The sequence below is a fragment of the Thalassobius sp. Cn5-15 genome, from assembly GCF_022347685.1.
Classification (GTDB): domain Bacteria; phylum Pseudomonadota; class Alphaproteobacteria; order Rhodobacterales; family Rhodobacteraceae; genus Thalassobius.
The window spans coordinates 237053-253718 of record NZ_JAKRGF010000003.1; the positions used below are offsets into that span (position 1 = coordinate 237053).

Consider the following 16666-nt stretch of genomic DNA (forward strand, 5'->3'; position numbering starts at 1 on the left):
CCCGTGGGCGGCGATAGAACCTGACATGGCCAAGCTCTACTTCAACTACTCCACCATGAATGCGGGCAAATCGACAGTGCTTTTGCAGGCGTCGCACAACTACCGCGAACGTGGGATGCAGACTTATCTGATGACCGCGCAATTTGACAATCGCGCCGGCGAAGGCTGTATCGCGAGCCGCATCGGCATCAGCGATAAGGCGGACACATTTGCACCGGGCGAAGATCTTTATGTAAAACTGTCCTGCAGGCTGTTGGAACAGAAGGTCGCGTGTATCTTTATCGACGAGGCGCAGTTTCTGGAAAAAGATCAGGTCTGGCAGCTGGCGCGCGTGGTCGATGATCTAAAGGTACCTGTGATGTGCTACGGCTTGCGCGTCGATTTCCGCGGTGAGCTGTTTCCGGGATCCGCCGCCCTCCTAGCATTGGCCGACGAAATGCGTGAAGTGCGCACTATTTGCCATTGCGGCAAGAAGGCAACGATGGTGGTGCGCATGGGATCTGACGGTAAGGCCCTGCATGAAGGCGCCCAGGTTCAGATCGGTGGCAATGAAACCTACGTCAGCCTCTGCCGTCGCCACTGGCGCGCCGCGATGAATGGCGAACCAATTGTGGGATGAGGCATTTTCTGATCCCAGAAAACGCAGCCACACACCAGCACCAATCTGCACGTCTCCAAAACCAAAACGGCACTGCCAGAGCTCCGTTTCTGGTCACTCATCAAACTTTTACGTCAGGCTTTTTCGATGATCACCGATCCAACCGAATAGCCCGCGCCAAACGAACAGATCAGGCCGACATCGCCCTTTTCCATATCATCAGAGTATTTCGAAAACGCGATGATCGACCCCGCCGACGAGGTGTTAGCGTAATCCTGCAGAATGTTGGGCTGTTCCCCCTCTTCCGGCATGCGGCCCAGCACCTTACGGCCAATGAAATCGTTCATGCTCTTGTTCGCCTGATGCAGCCACATACGGCGCAGATCCTCAGGCTTGCGGCCCTCTTCGGTCATGTGTTCGTGAATGTGAGCTGCCACCATCGGTACCACTTCTTTGAACACCTTGCGGCCGTTTTGCATGAATTGCATATCACGACGTTCCGCCAATCCATCTGGACGGTTGCGACGCAGGAAGCCGAGGTTGTTGCGGATGTTGTTTGAAAACTCGGTCGCACAGCGGGTCGAATGGACAATAAAATGGTCACCCTGCGCATCCTCGGCGCGTTCGATCACCACAGCGGTCGCCACATCACCGAAGATAAAGTGACAATCACGGTCGCGCCATTCCAAATGGCCGGAGGTCACTTCCGGGTTCACAACAATCGCGCATTTCACGGAACCAGAGCGCACCATATCCGCTGCCGCCTGGATGCCAAAGGTCGCGGAGGAACAGGCGACATTCATGTCAAAGCCGAAACCGCCCGCGCCCAGCGCCTGCTGAATCTCTATCGCGATCGCCGGATAGGCACGTTCCATGTTAGAACAGGCACAAATCACCAAATCGACGTCAGCACCGACGCGCCCTGCAGCGGCCAACGCCTTGTTGCAGGCGTCCATGGCAATTTCGGTCATCAGACCGGGTTCATCATCACTGCGCTGACGGAATTTTGGATACATACGGGTTGGATCCAGCACGCCCTCTTTATCCAACACGTAGCGCTGTTCGATACCCGAGGCTTTGAAGATAAACTCGCTCGAGGAATGGGCCTTGGCTTCCACCTCGCCAGCTGCGATCGCTTCGGCATTTTCAGCGTTGTAGAGGTCAACGTAAGCATTGAAGCTCTCAACAAGTTCGTCATTGGTAATGACGTTGGGCGGGGTGAAAACCCCGCTTCCGGTGATGGCTGGCGTATACATAAGATCCCCCGAAAAAACTGGGCTACAGATCACCTCAACGGCAGCAAATGGTCAAGAGTTACCGCTAGGGAAATCTACGCCGTTTCCAGTGAATCAAACACTATTACTGGGCGTGCGATCACTAAAATACGCCTCTAAATTGTCTAGCGCCATCAACCCCATATCACTGCGCACCTCTTCGGCGGCGGTGCCCAGATGTGGCAACAAGGTAACGTTGTCCATCTGACGTAGGACCTCTGGCACCTTTGGCTCGAATTCATAGACATCCAGACCCGCGCCGGCGATCTGGCCCTGTTTCAGCGCTGCGATCAGTGCCGCCTCCTGCACCACGTCACCACGGGCAATGTTGATGAAATGCGCGTGGGACTGCATAGCTGCGAAGACATCTGCCCCGATCATATGGTGTGTGTCTGCCCCACCGGGCACTGCGACGATAACCACATCTGCCTGCGCCGCCACCTCCGTCACAGACATTTGCTGCGCGGGGAAGTCCACAGCCTTGGTTGAGCGGTTGGCATAAATCACATCCATGCCGAACCCATAGTGACAGCGACGCGCAATCGCCTGGCCGATGCGACCCATTCCAATGATCCCGACAGTTTTGCCGCTGACATGCAGGCCCAGCATCTGGGTTGGATGCCATCCCGTCCACGCGCCTGACCGAACCAGACGTTCACCTTCACCGGCGCGGCGGGCAGACATCAACATCAACGTCATCGCCACATCCGCAGTGGCGTCCGTCACAGCCCCCGGCGTATTGGTCACGGTGATGCCATGTGCGCGGGCTGCGTCTATGTCGATATGATTATACCCAACGCCGAAATTTGCCAGAATGCGGCAACGGGGGCGGCCAAATTCGGCAAAGATCTCTGCCGTGAAACGATCGCCAAGGGTGACCATGATCCCATCATAAAGCGCCAGTGCCGAACGCATTTCAGCGCCACTCATCGGATCATTGCTGTCGCGCCATTCCACATGAAACAATTCCTCTGCCCGCGCACGCACGGCAGCAGGCATCGGACGGGCGATCAACACACGGGGCGGCGTGGCACGGGCGCGGCCTGCAGCGGTCATCAGTGCATCCTCCCGCCAAGCGGCACATCATGATCCGGTGACAATAGCACAATGCCGCCTTCCGCATCCGACACTCCCAGAACCAGCACCTCTGACATGAAGCGCCCGATCTGGCGCGGCGGGAAGTTCACCACTGCCATCACCTGTTTGCCGACCAGCGCCTCTGGCGTGTAGTGCGCAGTGACCTGCGCTGATGTCTTCTTCTCCCCAATCTCAGAACCGAAATCGATCCACATCTTGATCGCAGGTTTGCGCGCCTCTGGATAGGGTTCGGCGCGGGTCACGCGACCGGCGCGAATATCAACCTTGAGGAAGTCGTCAAACGTGATCTCATCAGCCACGGGCCAGCTCCTTTGATCGGGTCACCGCTGCAGCAACTGCGCGGTCCAGCAGATTGGGGAAACCTCTACCTTCGTCCATCAACACCTCCAGCGCGGCCTGCGTGGTGCCGTTGGGGCTGGTCACGTTGATGCGCAGCTGTGTCGGATCTTCCTCCGCCACCTCGGCCAAAGCGCCTGCGCCGCCGACCGTGGCCTTGGCCAGTTGCATCGCCAAATCAGCCGACAGACCCTGTGCCTCACCCGCCTGTGCCAGCGTCTCGATCAAATGAAAGACATACGCGGGACCGGAGCCAGAAACGCCAGTTACTGCATCAATCTGATCCTCGGTTTCCAGACGCACCACCTGGCCAATGGCGGCCAGCAGCTGGTCGGCCAGATCAAGGGCAGCATCGCTGACATGGCGGTTGCCAATGATTGCGGTGATCCCCCGGCCAATGGCGGCAGGGGTGTTGGGCATCGCGCGTACGATCGGGGTTTGGCCGCCCAGCACGTCCTCAAACTGTGCAATCGGAGTGCCTGCGGCGACCGAGACAAAGACCGTATCGCCGTTACCCATCGCCGCCATCACTGGCAGCGCCTCACCCATCATCTGGGGTTTCACCGCGACCAGAACGATTGCAGGATCTGTGGGCAGGTCAGTGTTTATATGAACGTTCGTGGTCAGCAACCAATCCGACGGATAGGGGTCAAGTACGAAGACCGAAGCGGCAGGCAGACCATCCTTCAGCCAGCCGGCCAGCATAGCCGACCCCATTTTGCCACAGCCCAAGAGTACAAGGCCCTTATCGGCCAGATGCTTCATATCCATGATTGCCCCTTTGATCAGATGTCATGGGGCAAAGTGTTACGCGCGCCCGTACGCCTCTGCAATGGCGACTTGAATCGCTTCCTGCGGCGACCGTCCGCCCCAGACCAACAGCTGCAGCGCAGGGTAATAGCGTTCAGCGTTCGCCACGGCGGCACCGATCATCATATCTACCTGTTCGGCGCTGGCATCCTGACCACCCGCCAAGAGCAGACCATAGCGGAAGACCATGAGATTCTGCTCTTCCCAGAAGGTGAAGCTACCGGACCAGATCTGATCATTGATCGCATTCAACATTTCATAAACGGCAGGCAGCTTGTCTTTGGGCGGTTCCATCTCGAACGTGCAGATAAGGCGCAGCGCCTCTTCCTGTTCCGACCACGCGAGGGTCAGAGTGTAGGTGCGCCACTGGCCTTCGACGGCCATAGCGATCTGATCCTCACCGATCCGGTCGAAATCCCACTGATGATGTTCCGCGATATACTCAACGAGGTCGATCGGATGCAGGTCTTCACCGATGAACTGCTCTGTCAAAGCCATCTTGTCACCTCATGCTCTTGCCCCGGCATGCAAACCTCAGCGTTTTCGCTGCGAGACCTGGCAGAGCCTCTATCGTTTGTCGCCTGTTCTAAATGATCGGTGAATATCCCCCGACCTTACAAGATATGGTGCCTGCGATGGTGAATCCTGTAAACCCCCACACTTGGGGATAACCGCAATAAGTTGTGGATGAATTGAATCTAAGCGCGATAAGCTGTGGGTATTTAGGCAAGGACCCGCCGGTTGAACAAACCGAAGGCGCCCCCGAAACTCCGGAAGCGCCCTAAATATTAACGCCAGATCAGCAGCGTTTACGTCTGCGTCGCGTCCAACGCATCAAGGCGGGCTTTCAGCGCCTCGTTCTCTTCACGCGCTTTCTGCGCCATGGCGCGCACGGCGTCGAACTCTTCGCGGGTGACGAAATCACGGTCTGCCAGCCAGCGGTCCAGCATGCTTTTCATCGCGTTTTCTGCTTCGTCCTTCGCGCCTTGGGCCACGCCCATCGCGTTGGTCATCAGTTGCGACATATCATCAAGAAACTTGTTGCGGGTCTGCATCTGGCTCTCCACCGTTACCAATTGTCCCTCATGAATATGGGACGGATAGAATTTCTCCCTATATGGGGCGGAACGCGACGCTTCACAAGGTTGACTTCGCACCACGCCCAGAGGCACAGATACCACCATGCAGGCAATGATCCACTTCCCCAACCTCTCGCCCGAGATTTTTTCCATCTCGCTCTTCGGTATCACCTTCGCACTGCGCTGGTATGCCCTGGCCTATATTGTCGGCATTCTGGCCGGATGGAAGCTGATCAACATGGCGGTGTCGCGGCCACAGCTATGGCCCGGGAACACAGCCCCGATGACCAAACCGCAAGTCGAAGATCTGCTGACGTGGATTATCCTTGGTGTCATTTTTGGGGGACGTCTGGGTTATGTGCTGTTTTATCGGCCCAGCTATTATGTCGAAAATCCCAGTGAAATTCTGATGGTCTGGCAAGGTGGCATGGCGTTTCATGGTGGCTTCCTTGGCGTGGTCGTCGCCGCATGGATCTGGGCTGGAAGACAAGGGGTCAATCGCCTCAGCCTCGGTGACAGTCTGGCATTGGCGGTGCCGACAGGTCTGTTTCTGGGCCGCGTGGCCAACTTCATCAATGGAGAGCTGTGGGGCCGTCCGACAGACCTGCCGTGGGGCGTCGCATTCCCCGGTCCATCTGCACAAACCTGTGAGGGTATTATCGGGCTCTGCGCACGTCACCCGTCACAGCTATACGAGGCAGCGCTGGAGGGGTTAATCCTCGGCACGCTCTTGTTGATCCTCGCCTTCCGCCGCGGGGCGCTAAAAGTGCCGGGACAATTGATGGGGCTGTTTGTGGCAGGCTATGGCCTGTCGCGCTTTATCGTCGAATTTTTCCGTCAGGCTGACGACCAGTTCATCACAATCGATAACCCGATGGGTTATGTGATCCAGTTCGGAGCCGCGGGCATCAGCATGGGACAACTGTTGTCGCTGCCGATGCTGCTCGGCGGGATCGCGATCATGGTTTGGGCCCGTGGACGCGCCCGCAAAGAGGCCACCGCATGAGTGCAATGCTGGGGCAGCTGTTGGAGCGGATCAACGACAGCGGCCCGCTGACGGTCGCTGATTTCATGGCGGAATGCCTACTGCACCCGACCCTTGGCTATTACACAACCCGCGATCCCTTGGGCGCTACGGGCGATTTCACCACTGCGCCGGAAATTAGCCAGATGTTTGGCGAGTTGGTCGGTCTGGTATTGGCGCAAAGCTGGCTGCATCAAGGCGCCCCGGATCAGATCGTGCTGGCAGAGGCTGGACCGGGACGCGGCACGCTGATGGCCGATATCCTGCGCGCCACACGCGCGGTGCCGGGGTTTCATGCCGCGCTGACCCTACATTTGGTCGAGGCATCGCCGGTTCTGCGCGCCAAGCAACAAGAGGCGCTGGCAGGCTACAACGTCACGTTTCACGACAGCATTGCAGACCTCCCGGAGGCGCCACTGTGGTTTGTTGCCAACGAGTTTTTCGACGCCCTACCGATCCGCCAGTTCATCCGCGATGGCGAGGGCTGGCGCGAAAAACGTGTGATCGCACAGGATGGTGATCTGGGTTTTGCCCTTGGCGGCATCGCGCCAATTGCGACATTGGAGCACCGTCTGGGCGATACAGAAACAGGCGACATGGTCGAGGTCTGTGCCCCCGCCGCACCACTGGCGTCCGAGTTGGGTCGCCGAATCGCAGAACACGGCGGCGTGGCGCTGATTTTCGACTATGGCGACTGGCGCAGCAAGGGCGACACGCTTCAGGCGGTGAAAGCACACCAAAAGGTGAACCCGCTTGCAGGCCCCGGTGAGGCGGACCTAACGGCCCACGTGGATTTTGAAACACTGGCCCGCGCCGCCGCCCCTGCAGCCCATACCCCCCTGACCCCTCAGGGCGTTTTTCTGGAACGCCTCGGCATTACCGAGCGGGCGCAAGCACTGGCAACGCGTGCCGCAGGGGGCACGCTTGATGATCTGATCGCTGCACATCGCCGCTTGACGCACCCTGATGAAATGGGGACGCTCTTTAAGGTGCTGGGTCTTTATCCGGCTACACATGCACCCCTACCAGGATTTGAATAATGACACTGGACATCCTGACCTCTGACCTGCTGGCTCCGATGCCGCATGGTTTTTTCACACGCCGTGGCGGCGCATCTTCGGGCGTGTTTGAGGGGCTGAACTGCGGTCAAGGCTCCAGCGATCAGGCTGAGATTGTCAAGATCAACCGCACCCGCGTGGCAGAGGCGATGGAGGTGCCTCTCAGCCATCTGGTGACGGTGCATCAGGTGCATTCGGCTGATGTCGCCGTTGTGGATGGCCCGCTGGGCGAACGCCCGCAGGCAGATGGCATCGTCACCGCAACCCCCGGCCTGACACTGGGGATCCTGACCGCCGATTGCCAGCCGGTGTTGTTCCGCGATGCCACCGCAGGCGTCATCGGAGCGGCGCACGCAGGCTGGCGCGGGGCGGTTGAGGGTGTACTAGAAAACACCGTCGCCGCGATGGAAAGTCTCGGCGCCAAGCGCGACAACATCCATGCTGTGGTTGGTCCCTGTATCAGCCAGCGTGCCTATGAGGTCGGGCCAGAGCTGCGTGAACAGTTCATCGCACAGGACCCCGCCAACGCTCGCTTCTTCGCCCCCGGTGACGGTGACCGTTATCAGTTTGACCTGCCTGCCTTCGGTCTGGCCAAACTGCGCGCTGCTGGCGTCGGTCAGGCTGCGTGGTCCGGTCATTGCACCTATAGTGACCCAATGCGATTCTATTCATATCGCCTGTCCACGCACCGCGAACAGGCGGACTATGGGCGTTTAATCTCCTGTATTAGACTCTGATTCAGGACATTGCACCGACAGGCGCAAAGATCACACCACAATTTGGCCATATGACATGCCTCCCATTTAAGGCGCAATGCCGTTTTTCGCTTCGATTTCAACGCTCTCGACAGAAATCCACAGGAGCGAAGCCCGATCACACAATCGCCCCATTTCCCGCAATCCCTGCCCCATATTGGCCCAAATGGATCGCCATATTGGGATCAACCAAGGCGCGCACCAAGCCGCACCATCAGAGATTTGAGTGAGCAGGAGTACCCAAGATGAAACGTCAGAAACGCTGGATGAAATCCGTGATCGCCACGTCGCAGACTGACCTGCCAACCCTGCCATGGGCTGCGCGCAAGGCCACTGCCTCGGCACAGAAACCAGCTTCCAAGAAAGCCGCATAACCCCTGCGTCTCCCAAGACCTGACCACCATCTCTCCTGCGCAAGTTTTCGTAACGAGTGATGTCAGTAACCAAGTAAAGGGCCGCCCCGTATTGGGGCGGTCTCTTCCCCTCAGGATCTGCGGCGCAGTTGTCGCATGAGACCTCCAGTTAAAGAGTTTTTGTTTTGAATAGTCTCACCCCTTCGGCACTAATCCGCCCGCCTTCAACGTCGCTTGCCGCAAAATCCCGCATTCTGAAACCGCACGCCAAGCCCAAGAAGCCGCCGCTGATGCGCCGCTATGAATGCCTGACCGAACAGACCACCAACACATTGATCGCCCCCGCGCTGCCCCTGTTTGAGGCGGCCTTTTCCGCTTTTGCCCGTGGCACCGTATTCAAAACCAACCAGGGCCCCTGTCCGGTAGAGGATCTGATGCCCGGCATGGCGCTGGACACCGTTGATCATGGGCTGCAGCCGCTGCTGTGGCGTGGGATGATGAACATCGTGCCGAACACCCCAACAAACCACCCCGAAAGCCAGCAACTGGCGCGGGTGATGCAGGGGTCCTTCGGGTTTGCCCGGCCAGAGGCGGACCTTATGCTGGGCCCTGCGGCTGAAATCGTGCGCCCGGCACCGACCGGCGGCGCACCGAACCTCACCCCCGTGACGGCTCTTATTGATGATCACACGGTATTCCACACCTCCCCACCTTCCAGCGTGCAAGTGTTTCACCTGATGCTACCGCGCCAATGCGGACTAATTGCAAACGGGGTGCAACTGGCCAGCTACCATCCGCCACTGGAACGGGTGCGACTGCTGGGTCCGAACATGAAACAGCTGTTCATGTCCTTCTTCCCGCACATCAAGCGACCAGAGGATTTCGGTCCTGCCCTGCGCAACGAAAAATCCGCGTCACGGGACGCGGATCTGCATTGGGCTTAAATTTCTGGAAAACCGCGAAACGCTTTAAGCCAGACGGCTCAGGCGTTCTTCCAGCACCTCGAAAGGCACACCGGGTTCATCCTTGGCGCTGCGGATCACCAGCGAAGTTTTGACCGACGCCACATTCGACGCCTTCAGCAGATCACCGGTAAGGAACGACTGAAACGTGCTGAGATCCGGCGCTACGCATTTCAGGATGAAGTCCACCTCGCCATTCAGCATATTGCATTCACGGACCAGCGGCCAGTCGCGGCAGCGCGCTTCAAATTCGCTTAGATCACTTTCGGCCTGTGACTGCAGACCGACCATCGCGTAGACCTGAACCTCAAAGCCCAGTTCCCGCGAATCCACCTCTGCGTGGTAGCCTTTGATATAGCCCGCTTCCTCCAACGTGCGCACACGGCGCAGGCACGGCGGCGCAGAGATGCCAACCCGCTTGGCCAATTCAACATTGGTCATGCGGCCATCTGCCTGCAATTCAGCCAGAATTTTACGGTCGATCGGATCCAGCCGCGCAGCAGACATAAAGCACTCTCCTTTGATGGCTTTCTTATATCACTCGCCAAAACACGCGCAACATTATTTCGCGCACTCAGACACGCCTTTGCGAATCTTTGAAAGTTCCTGCGCTAACAGCGTGCATTCTGGCGCTTTCGTCGATTTGATCGCCCCACCCCCGACATTGTGCGACAGGGGGGTTTTCTGGTGAGGGTGCCTTGTCTATATGCGTTTGGGACTGAATTATTGATACGAGAGGGCCCAGACATGGCCGAAACACGTCACACCAAGGTACTGATCATCGGATCGGGTCCGGCGGGCTATACCGCAGGCGTTTACGCCGCCCGCGCCATGCTGTCGCCAATTCTGGTTCAAGGTATTGAGCCGGGCGGGCAGCTGACCACAACGACTGAGGTGGAAAATTACCCCTCCTTCGTTGAGGTGCAGGGCCCTGAACTGATGATGAAGATGGAAGAACACGCCCGCGCCATGGGCACTGAGGTGATCGGCGACATCATCACCGATCTGGACACCAGCACCCGACCCTTCATCGCCAAGAGTGACAGCGGCACGGTCTACACGGCAGATGCGGTCATTCTGGCCACCGGCGCGCGTGCCAAATGGCTGGGTCTGGAAAGCGAAGAAGCCTTCAAGGGTTTCGGCGTTTCGGCCTGTGCGACCTGTGACGGCTTCTTTTACCGCGGTCAGGAAATCGTCGTGGTCGGCGGCGGCAACACCGCTGTCGAAGAGGCACTGTTCCTGACGAACTTTGCCTCCAAGGTGACGCTGATCCACCGCCGCGATGAACTGCGCGCAGAAAAGATCCTGCAGGACCGCCTGATGAAGAACGAAAAGATCGAAACACTCTGGTTCCATGAACTGGAAGAGGTTGTCGGTGACGACAATCCAAAAGGCGTCACCGGCGTAAAGGTGAAACACACCCAAACCGGCGAGATTTCGGAAGTGCCGTGTAAAGGTGTCTTCATCGCCATCGGCCACGCACCGGCAAACGAATTGGTGAAAGATGTGCTGGAACTGCACAACGGCGGCTACGTTCAGGTGACCCCGGGCACCACAGAAACTTCCATCCCCGGCATCTTTGCTGCGGGCGATCTGACCGATCACAAATACCGTCAGGCTGTGACCTCGGCTGGGATGGGCTGTATGGCGGCGCTGGATGCAGAACGCTTCCTTGCCGAGCAGGAGTAAGCGCCGTGGCGCATGATTACGCACAACAGAAGGCCGAGACACTCTCGGCCTTTTCTGATTTGCAGGCAGCCAACACCCTACCGGATGTTGCGGACCTGGAGTTGTTCTTCCTGCCTGCAAAACCTGCGCTGGACTGGCAACCGCTGGCCAATGCGCTGGCCGATTTGGGCTTTGCCTGCGAATGGATTGACGCTGATGGTGATGATCCAGCCGCTTTGGTCGCTGTGATGGAGGATCAGCCGCTGTCTGCCTCATCCATCTGGATGATCGAAGAGCTGGCAACGCGCGTTGCGATTGAAAAAGGTTTCACCCCCGATGGCTGGGGTTTTGCCGCAGACTGATTTGTCAGAATACTGTCCCACACCTGCAAATAGGTGTGGGAAACCTGCCTTAACTGACCTTTTACCCTGAAAATTGCACATTTTGTTCTTTGTTGCGCCGCAGGTCTATGCGATGCGTTCACCCGTGAACACAAATTGAGTCGCCAGTAGAGTCGCCCGTATGACCATCCCATCCCCCCAATTCACCGCCGCCGAGGAGGACATGCTGTTCCGCCTGCTGCGCCAGCTGGACATCACCCCTGATGCCACCCAGCGCACGACGGCAGAGGCTTTGGGAATTTCACTGGGCCGACTGAACACCCTGCTGCGCACCACCTCCGAACAGGGGCTGATCCAGATCTCTGCTCGTGACGGCCCCGACAAAAGACAACGCTTCGCCTACGCGATCACCGCACGCGGCGCAGCAACCAAGAACAGGCTGACGGATCAATTCCTGAAGCGGAAATTTGCAGAGTACGAGGCTCTGCATGCAGAACTAACAGGCACCACCAGCGGCCTGGTCCCATTCAAGAGTAGGATGCACATCATGCAAAACAATCTGGCACCCATCCCAGAGCTCTACGTTTCATACGACAGTGCTCAAAAACTGAAAGTCGAAGCGGCTGATCTGATCAGCTGGGATCTGACCCCGCGCCAGATCTGCGATCTGGAACTGCTGATGAACGGCGGCTTCAACCCACTGAAAGGCTTCCTGACCGAGGCAGACTATGACGGCGTTGTTGAAAACATGCGCCTCGCAGACGGCAGCCTGTGGCCGATGCCGATCACCCTCGACGTTAGCGAAGAGTTCGCCAGTTCGCTGAAAGAAGGTCAGGACATCGCCCTGCGCGACCAAGAGGGCGTCATCCTCGCCACTATGACCGTCACCGACAACTGGGTTCCGAACAAAGCGCGCGAAGCTGAAAAAGTATTCGGCGCCGATGACGACGCGCACCCCGCGGTGAACTACCTGCACAACACTGCAGGCAAGGTCTATCTGGGCGGCCCCGTAACCGGCATCCAGCAACCTGTTCACTATGATTTCCGCGCCCGCCGCGACACGCCGAACGAACTGCGCGCCTATTTCCGCAAAATGGGCTGGCGCAAGGTTGTGGCCTTCCAAACCCGCAACCCGTTGCACCGCGCACACCAGGAACTGACCTTCCGTGCCGCGCGTGAAGCGCAGGCCAACCTGTTGATCCACCCCGTTGTGGGCATGACCAAACCGGGCGACGTTGACCACTTCACCCGCGTGCGCTGCTACGAGGCAGTTCTGGACAAATACCCGCAGGCCACCACCTCCATGTCACTGCTGAACCTCGCCATGCGTATGGCTGGCCCGCGCGAAGCGGTATGGCACGGCCTGATCCGCGCCAACCACGGCTGCACCCACTTCATCGTTGGTCGTGACCACGCCGGCCCCGGCAAAAACTCCGCCGGTGAAGATTTCTACGGCCCCTACGACGCACAGGACCTGTTCCGCGAGCATCAGGATGAAATCGGCATCGAAATGGTCGACTTCAAGCACATGGTCTACGTTCAGGAACGCGCCCAGTACGAACCAGCAGACGAAATCGAGGACAAGGAAAACGTCACCATCCTCAACATCTCAGGCACCGAGTTGCGCCGCCGTCTGGCCGAGGGTCTGGAAATCCCTGAGTGGTTCTCCTTCCCTGAGGTTGTTCGTGAACTACGCCGCACCAAGCCGCCGCGTTCCAAGCAAGGCTTCACCGTGTTCTTCACCGGCTTCTCTGGTTCCGGCAAATCCACCATCGCGAACGCATTGATGGTAAAGCTTATGGAAATGGGCGGTCGTCCCGTAACCCTGCTGGATGGTGACATCGTGCGTAAAAACCTGTCGAGCGAGCTGGGCTTCTCGAAAGAGCACCGCGACCTCAACATCCGCCGCATCGGTTACGTGGCCTCCGAGATCACCAAAAACGGTGGTATCGCGATCTGCGCGCCCATCGCGCCCTATGCCACCACCCGTCGCGCTGTACGTGAAGACGTGGAACAGTTCGGCGCCTTCGTCGAAGTGCACGTTGCCACCACGATTGAGGAATGCGAACGCCGCGACCGCAAAGGCCTCTACAAGCTGGCGCGCGAAGGAAAGATCAAAGAGTTCACCGGCATCTCCGATCCCTATGATGTGCCCGCAGACCCCGAACTGTCGGTCGAAACCGAAAACGTCGAGGTGGACAACTGCGCCCATCAGGTTCTGCTGAAACTGGAATCCATGGGCTTGATCTCTGGCACCTGGGGCTAATTCGCCCGGTATAGACACCCAGAAGCCCCGCTATTTCGGCGGGGCTTTTTCTTTGCGTAATGCGTGCTTGACCTAAAGCGCACTTGAGATTCTAGACCTTTCTACAGCACCAAAGCGTGCAGCCATTTGAGCGAGGTCACCCATGCATATTCTCACCGTTCTGGATCACCCAAACCCACACTCTTTCAGCGCCGCCATTGCGCGCTCTTTTATGTCCGGCGCCCAATCCGCAGACCACACAACCGAACTCGCCGACCTCCACGCCGAGGGTTTTTCGCCCATCTGGTCCGCCGCAGATGCGAACCCAGAGACACACGCCAACAGCAGCCGCGACATTAAAGCCGAACAGCGACGCATTGAACGGGCCGATGCCATCTGTCTGGTCTTTCCGCTCTACTGGTGGGGTATGCCCGCAATGATGAAGGGCTGGGTGGATCGAGTCTGGAGCTGGGGTTGGGCCTATGATCAACTGGACGACCCTGACACATCGTTGCAACGCCCCCGCTCGGGCTTACTCTTGGTGCCCGCTGGGGCGCGATCGGATGAGATTGAAGCAAACGGCCACCGCGCCGCAATGGAAACCGCGTGGATCGATGGCACTTTCGGCTACTTCGGCCTGTCACCGCGCCGGTTGGAACTGCTTTGCGGCTCAACAGGATCCAACACACGCCGCGCCGACCTGCTGAACCGCGCTTTTGAAGCTGGGCGATCGATGACGCCCGCCACATCGCCCGCCACCCACAGAGGCTAATTAACCATGGGAGTGCGCAACGCCCTGCGCCTCTCGCCGCTCCACCAATGCCTGCCGGATGATCTGCACGGATGCAGACAGGAACAAACCGGCCATCACACCCGCGACGATCACATCCGGCCAGCCGGTACCACTGCCCCACACGCCAAGAGCCGCAAACATCACGGCCACATTGCCAATCGCATCATTGCGCGAACACAACCAGACCGACCGCACATTGGCATCCCCATCCTTGTAGCGCATCAACAGAAAGACAGAGGCAAGGTTCACCGCCAACGCCATCAGCCCAACGGCGCCCATAATATCGGCCTGCGGCACCCCCAAATACAAAACGCGATAGGCGGTTGATCCAAAGACCCACACACCCATCACCATCAGGCTGATCCCCTTGCCCAATGCTGCCATCGTACGCACCCGTATGGACGCACCGATAACGGCCAACGAAACCCCATAGGTCAGCGCGTCACCGAAGAAATCCAGCGCATCCGCCTGTAGCGCCTGCGACTGCGCCATATGGCCCGCTGACATCTCTACAACGAACATTGCCGCGTTGAGGACTATCACCGCCCACAGCCGCCGCTTATAGGCTGGCGACATGCCATCAAACTTGGCCCCGTGACCACAACACCCTGCCATCTCTGTCTCCTTGGCAAACACCCTTGAATCGCTGATATCCTCAACATAATTTCTCTAGTAGCTAGAGGTTCAAGAGGTTTCTCAAGATGTTTTCCATCGGCGCACTCAGCCGCGAAACCGGGGTCAAAGTCCCTACGATTCGGTACTACGAAGACAGGGGCCTGATCGACGCGCCCTTACGCACCGCAGGCAACCAGCGCCGCTATGGACATGCGGAACTGGAACGGCTGGGCTTTATCAAACATGCCCGCGATCTGGGGTTTTCGATTGAGGCGATAGAGGCTCTTATTGACCTTCAAGATCACCCTGACTGGTCCTGCGCCTCTGCCAATGAAATTGCCGCCAGACAACTGGCCGAGGTGCAGGAAAAAATCGCCCGCCTCAAACGGCTGGAGGAAGAGTTGCAGCGCATCACCCACGGCCCCTGCGGCGATGGGTCAAGCGCGGATTGCTATGTTCTGGCCTCCCTCGCCAGCCATAAACACTGCAAAGGCGAGCACTAGGCCCGCCTCTTCGCAAAGTCTGTTTTCTCAAGGAAAGGGGCAATGGCCCACATCCGTCACGCTGGTCACTGCTAGTGCAACGTCACCGGATCCAGATCATTCTTGCGCGCCAGATCAAAGGCCATCTCACGATCTCCGACCAATGCCAACTGTTCGCCGCTAGGACGCGATACCTCATAAAGGACATCGCGCGATCCAGCCTGATCCTGCACCTCTGGCGGCAGGTCAGCCACACGGACGGCACGCACATAGACCAGTTGCGCCGCACGGTCGCCCGCGACTGTTTCTGGCAAATACTTACTATCCATGTGTTACCCTTTCCGAATGTTAATCGTCTGCACCACGGTTTCCGGCTGCATACGGGACAAATCCACATGCAACAGGCCGTTTTCCATCACCGCTTCGCCCACTTCGACGCCATCAGCGAGAACGAAGGATCGCTGAAACTGGCGCGCCGCAATCCCGCGGTGAAGGAACACGCGCCCTTCGCTGTCGTCCGACTGACGGCCGCGGATGACCAGCTGCTGATCTTCAACGGTGATCGCCAGATCATCCTCGCCAAAACCGGCAACGGCAAGCGTAATGCGATAAGAATTCTGTGAGGTTTGTTCGATATTGAAGGGCGGATAGCCTTCATTTCCGGATTTCGCATTACGCTCCAGCAAGCGTTCCAGCTGGTCAAATCCCAAAAGATAGGGGTGCGTCCCCAAGGTGAGCTTTGTCATCGACACGTCCTTACGATCAAGCGACTGTGAGCGGGTTGCACGCATGGTGCCAACCCTCTGAATCAGGCCCCATTTCGGCAACCTTTTTATGAATATGGGGAGGCAGCGCTGCCGGCGCAAGGTCTTTGCCTTGCCACAGATTTCCGGTATCATTGCATTCCAACCCCGATTGCGAGGCCCGGCCATGAATATCACCGCCGACATTTCCATGAAAACCGACGATGTTTTACGCGTAGAACTAGAGGTTTTTCGCCAGGAACACCGCGATCTGGATGCCGCCATCAAGGCTCTGCAAGAGGTGGGGACCGCTGATCAACTGACGATCCAGCGATTGAAGAAGAAAAAGCTGCGCCTCAAAGATATGATTGCCATGATTGAGGACCGTTTGACGCCGGATATTATTGCGTAATTCGTCAAACCCTCTATGGT

22 protein-coding genes are annotated in these 16666 nt (G+C 58.0%); 12 read left to right on the forward strand and 10 right to left on the reverse strand.

The genetic code is table 11. The features are described 5' to 3' along the window. Nucleotides 1–25 precede the first annotated feature (25 nt). On the forward strand, nucleotides 26–619 hold the full coding sequence (locus MHM86_RS09285) for a thymidine kinase (protein WP_239198242.1): 594 nt from the start codon (nucleotides 26–28) through the stop codon (nucleotides 617–619). Between the two features lie 113 nt (nucleotides 620–732). Here the strand turns inward: MHM86_RS09285 and MHM86_RS09290 are convergent, their stop codons facing one another. From MHM86_RS09290 to MHM86_RS09315, 6 genes are all read right to left on the reverse strand, one after another. Continuing rightward, entirely contained in the window at nucleotides 733–1854 is a 1122-nt protein-coding gene (locus tag MHM86_RS09290) for a beta-ketoacyl-ACP synthase III (protein ID WP_239198245.1), read from the reverse strand. Between the two features lie 93 nt (nucleotides 1855–1947). After that, nucleotides 1948–2928, reverse strand: a complete 981-nt coding sequence (locus tag MHM86_RS09295) for a D-glycerate dehydrogenase (RefSeq protein WP_239198248.1) — start codon at nucleotides 2926–2928, stop codon at nucleotides 1948–1950. Further along, nucleotides 2928–3269: a tRNA-binding protein gene (locus MHM86_RS09300; RefSeq protein WP_239198251.1), complete on the reverse strand. Its 342-nt coding sequence runs from the start codon at nucleotides 3267–3269 to the stop codon at nucleotides 2928–2930. The genes MHM86_RS09295 and MHM86_RS09300 overlap by 1 nt, the downstream gene beginning before the upstream one ends. Then, nucleotides 3262–4077: a pyrroline-5-carboxylate reductase gene (gene proC / locus MHM86_RS09305; RefSeq protein WP_239198254.1), complete on the reverse strand. Its 816-nt coding sequence runs from the start codon at nucleotides 4075–4077 to the stop codon at nucleotides 3262–3264. Before proC ends, MHM86_RS09300 begins: the two co-directional genes overlap by 8 nt. Before the next feature lie 36 nt (nucleotides 4078–4113). Continuing rightward, on the reverse strand, nucleotides 4114–4614 hold the full coding sequence (locus tag MHM86_RS09310) for a YbjN domain-containing protein (RefSeq protein WP_239198257.1): 501 nt from the start codon (nucleotides 4612–4614) through the stop codon (nucleotides 4114–4116). A 311-nt stretch (nucleotides 4615–4925) separates the two neighbouring features. Then, nucleotides 4926–5171: an accessory factor UbiK family protein gene (locus MHM86_RS09315; RefSeq protein WP_239198260.1), complete on the reverse strand. Its 246-nt coding sequence runs from the start codon at nucleotides 5169–5171 to the stop codon at nucleotides 4926–4928. 127 nt (nucleotides 5172–5298) lie between these two features. Between MHM86_RS09315 and lgt the strand changes: the two genes are divergently transcribed. From lgt to MHM86_RS09335, 5 genes are all read left to right on the forward strand, one after another. Next, entirely contained in the window at nucleotides 5299–6201 is a 903-nt protein-coding gene (gene lgt, locus MHM86_RS09320; protein WP_239198263.1) for a prolipoprotein diacylglyceryl transferase, read from the forward strand. After that, nucleotides 6198–7259, forward strand: a complete 1062-nt coding sequence (locus tag MHM86_RS09325) for a class I SAM-dependent methyltransferase (RefSeq protein ID WP_239198266.1) — start codon at nucleotides 6198–6200, stop codon at nucleotides 7257–7259. Before lgt ends, MHM86_RS09325 begins: the two co-directional genes overlap by 4 nt. After that, nucleotides 7259–8014, forward strand: coding sequence for a peptidoglycan editing factor PgeF (gene pgeF, locus MHM86_RS09330; protein ID WP_239198269.1), 756 nt, complete (start codon nucleotides 7259–7261; stop codon nucleotides 8012–8014). Before MHM86_RS09325 ends, pgeF begins: the two co-directional genes overlap by 1 nt. A gap of 263 nt (nucleotides 8015–8277) precedes the next feature. Continuing rightward, entirely contained in the window at nucleotides 8278–8406 is a 129-nt protein-coding gene (locus MHM86_RS17050) for a hypothetical protein (RefSeq protein ID WP_255723116.1), read from the forward strand. Between the two features lie 164 nt (nucleotides 8407–8570). Then, entirely contained in the window at nucleotides 8571–9329 is a 759-nt protein-coding gene (locus tag MHM86_RS09335) for a Hint domain-containing protein (RefSeq protein ID WP_239198272.1), read from the forward strand. Nucleotides 9330–9353: 24 nt separating this feature from the next. On the opposite strand, the gene MHM86_RS09340 is transcribed toward MHM86_RS09335, so the two are convergent. After that, a complete protein-coding gene (locus MHM86_RS09340) occupies nucleotides 9354–9854 on the reverse strand; it encodes an Lrp/AsnC family transcriptional regulator (protein WP_239198275.1) in 501 nt (166 codons plus the stop codon). 240 nt (nucleotides 9855–10094) lie between these two features. On the opposite strand from MHM86_RS09340, the gene trxB reads away from it, so the two are divergent. The 4 genes from trxB to MHM86_RS09360 all read left to right on the forward strand — a co-directional run bounded on the left by trxB (nucleotide 10095) and on the right by MHM86_RS09360 (nucleotide 14373). After that, the gene (gene trxB / locus MHM86_RS09345; RefSeq protein WP_239198278.1) at nucleotides 10095–11036 is read left to right on the forward strand and encodes a thioredoxin-disulfide reductase; all 942 of its coding nucleotides are present in this window, start codon (nucleotides 10095–10097) and stop codon (nucleotides 11034–11036) included. Between the two features lie 5 nt (nucleotides 11037–11041). Beyond that, the gene (locus tag MHM86_RS09350) at nucleotides 11042–11377 is read left to right on the forward strand and encodes a hypothetical protein (RefSeq protein ID WP_239198281.1); all 336 of its coding nucleotides are present in this window, start codon (nucleotides 11042–11044) and stop codon (nucleotides 11375–11377) included. A gap of 160 nt (nucleotides 11378–11537) precedes the next feature. Further along, entirely contained in the window at nucleotides 11538–13622 is a 2085-nt protein-coding gene (locus tag MHM86_RS09355; RefSeq protein WP_239198284.1) for a bifunctional sulfate adenylyltransferase/adenylylsulfate kinase, read from the forward strand. A 142-nt stretch (nucleotides 13623–13764) separates the two neighbouring features. Next, the gene (locus MHM86_RS09360; protein ID WP_239198287.1) at nucleotides 13765–14373 is read left to right on the forward strand and encodes an NAD(P)H-dependent oxidoreductase; all 609 of its coding nucleotides are present in this window, start codon (nucleotides 13765–13767) and stop codon (nucleotides 14371–14373) included. Here the strand turns inward: MHM86_RS09360 and MHM86_RS09365 are convergent, their stop codons facing one another. Further along, nucleotides 14374–15009 (reverse strand): cation transporter, encoded by a 636-nt coding sequence (locus MHM86_RS09365; RefSeq protein WP_239198290.1) that lies wholly within the window; start codon nucleotides 15007–15009, stop codon nucleotides 14374–14376. 86 nt (nucleotides 15010–15095) lie between these two features. On the opposite strand from MHM86_RS09365, the gene MHM86_RS09370 reads away from it, so the two are divergent. Continuing rightward, complete coding sequence (locus tag MHM86_RS09370; protein WP_239198293.1) at nucleotides 15096–15512, forward strand: helix-turn-helix domain-containing protein; 417 nt, start codon at nucleotides 15096–15098, stop codon at nucleotides 15510–15512. Between the two features lie 71 nt (nucleotides 15513–15583). Here the strand turns inward: MHM86_RS09370 and MHM86_RS09375 are convergent, their stop codons facing one another. Continuing rightward, nucleotides 15584–15820 carry a DUF1150 family protein gene (locus MHM86_RS09375; protein WP_239198296.1) on the reverse strand — a complete coding sequence of 79 codons (237 nt, stop codon included), beginning with the start codon at nucleotides 15818–15820 and terminating at the stop codon, nucleotides 15584–15586. A 3-nt stretch (nucleotides 15821–15823) separates the two neighbouring features. Continuing rightward, nucleotides 15824–16237 (reverse strand): Hsp20 family protein, encoded by a 414-nt coding sequence (locus MHM86_RS09380; RefSeq protein ID WP_239198299.1) that lies wholly within the window; start codon nucleotides 16235–16237, stop codon nucleotides 15824–15826. A 184-nt stretch (nucleotides 16238–16421) separates the two neighbouring features. Between MHM86_RS09380 and MHM86_RS09385 the strand changes: the two genes are divergently transcribed. Continuing rightward, a complete protein-coding gene (locus MHM86_RS09385) occupies nucleotides 16422–16646 on the forward strand; it encodes a YdcH family protein (RefSeq protein ID WP_239198651.1) in 225 nt (74 codons plus the stop codon). The last annotated feature ends 20 nt before the right edge of the window (nucleotides 16647–16666 follow it).

Bases quoted from the DNA above. Each gene is read 5' to 3' on its own strand.
- MHM86_RS09340 (WP_239198275.1), bottom strand. From the start codon at position 9,854: ATGTCTGCTGCGCGGCTGGATCCGATCGACCGTAAAATTCTGGCTGAA.
- MHM86_RS09360 (WP_239198287.1), top strand. From the start codon at position 13,765: ATGCATATTCTCACCGTTCTGGATCACCCAAACCCACACTCTTTCAGC.
- MHM86_RS09380 (WP_239198299.1), bottom strand. From the start codon at position 16,237: ATGACAAAGCTCACCTTGGGGACGCACCCCTATCTTTTGGGATTTGAC.
- MHM86_RS09290 (WP_239198245.1), bottom strand. From the start codon at position 1,854: ATGTATACGCCAGCCATCACCGGAAGCGGGGTTTTCACCCCGCCCAAC.
- MHM86_RS09285 (WP_239198242.1), top strand. From the start codon at position 26: ATGGCCAAGCTCTACTTCAACTACTCCACCATGAATGCGGGCAAATCG.
- MHM86_RS09365 (WP_239198290.1), bottom strand. From the start codon at position 15,009: ATGGCAGGGTGTTGTGGTCACGGGGCCAAGTTTGATGGCATGTCGCCA.
- MHM86_RS09295 (WP_239198248.1), bottom strand. From the start codon at position 2,928: ATGACCGCTGCAGGCCGCGCCCGTGCCACGCCGCCCCGTGTGTTGATC.
- MHM86_RS09385 (WP_239198651.1), top strand. From the start codon at position 16,422: ATGAATATCACCGCCGACATTTCCATGAAAACCGACGATGTTTTACGC.
- trxB (WP_239198278.1), top strand. From the start codon at position 10,095: ATGGCCGAAACACGTCACACCAAGGTACTGATCATCGGATCGGGTCCG.
- proC (WP_239198254.1), bottom strand. From the start codon at position 4,077: ATGGATATGAAGCATCTGGCCGATAAGGGCCTTGTACTCTTGGGCTGT.
- MHM86_RS09375 (WP_239198296.1), bottom strand. From the start codon at position 15,820: ATGGATAGTAAGTATTTGCCAGAAACAGTCGCGGGCGACCGTGCGGCG.
- MHM86_RS09355 (WP_239198284.1), top strand. From the start codon at position 11,538: ATGACCATCCCATCCCCCCAATTCACCGCCGCCGAGGAGGACATGCTG.
- pgeF (WP_239198269.1), top strand. From the start codon at position 7,259: ATGACACTGGACATCCTGACCTCTGACCTGCTGGCTCCGATGCCGCAT.
- MHM86_RS09315 (WP_239198260.1), bottom strand. From the start codon at position 5,171: ATGCAGACCCGCAACAAGTTTCTTGATGATATGTCGCAACTGATGACC.
- MHM86_RS09370 (WP_239198293.1), top strand. From the start codon at position 15,096: ATGTTTTCCATCGGCGCACTCAGCCGCGAAACCGGGGTCAAAGTCCCT.
- MHM86_RS09310 (WP_239198257.1), bottom strand. From the start codon at position 4,614: ATGGCTTTGACAGAGCAGTTCATCGGTGAAGACCTGCATCCGATCGAC.
- MHM86_RS17050 (WP_255723116.1), top strand. From the start codon at position 8,278: ATGAAACGTCAGAAACGCTGGATGAAATCCGTGATCGCCACGTCGCAG.
- lgt (WP_239198263.1), top strand. From the start codon at position 5,299: ATGCAGGCAATGATCCACTTCCCCAACCTCTCGCCCGAGATTTTTTCC.
- MHM86_RS09325 (WP_239198266.1), top strand. From the start codon at position 6,198: ATGAGTGCAATGCTGGGGCAGCTGTTGGAGCGGATCAACGACAGCGGC.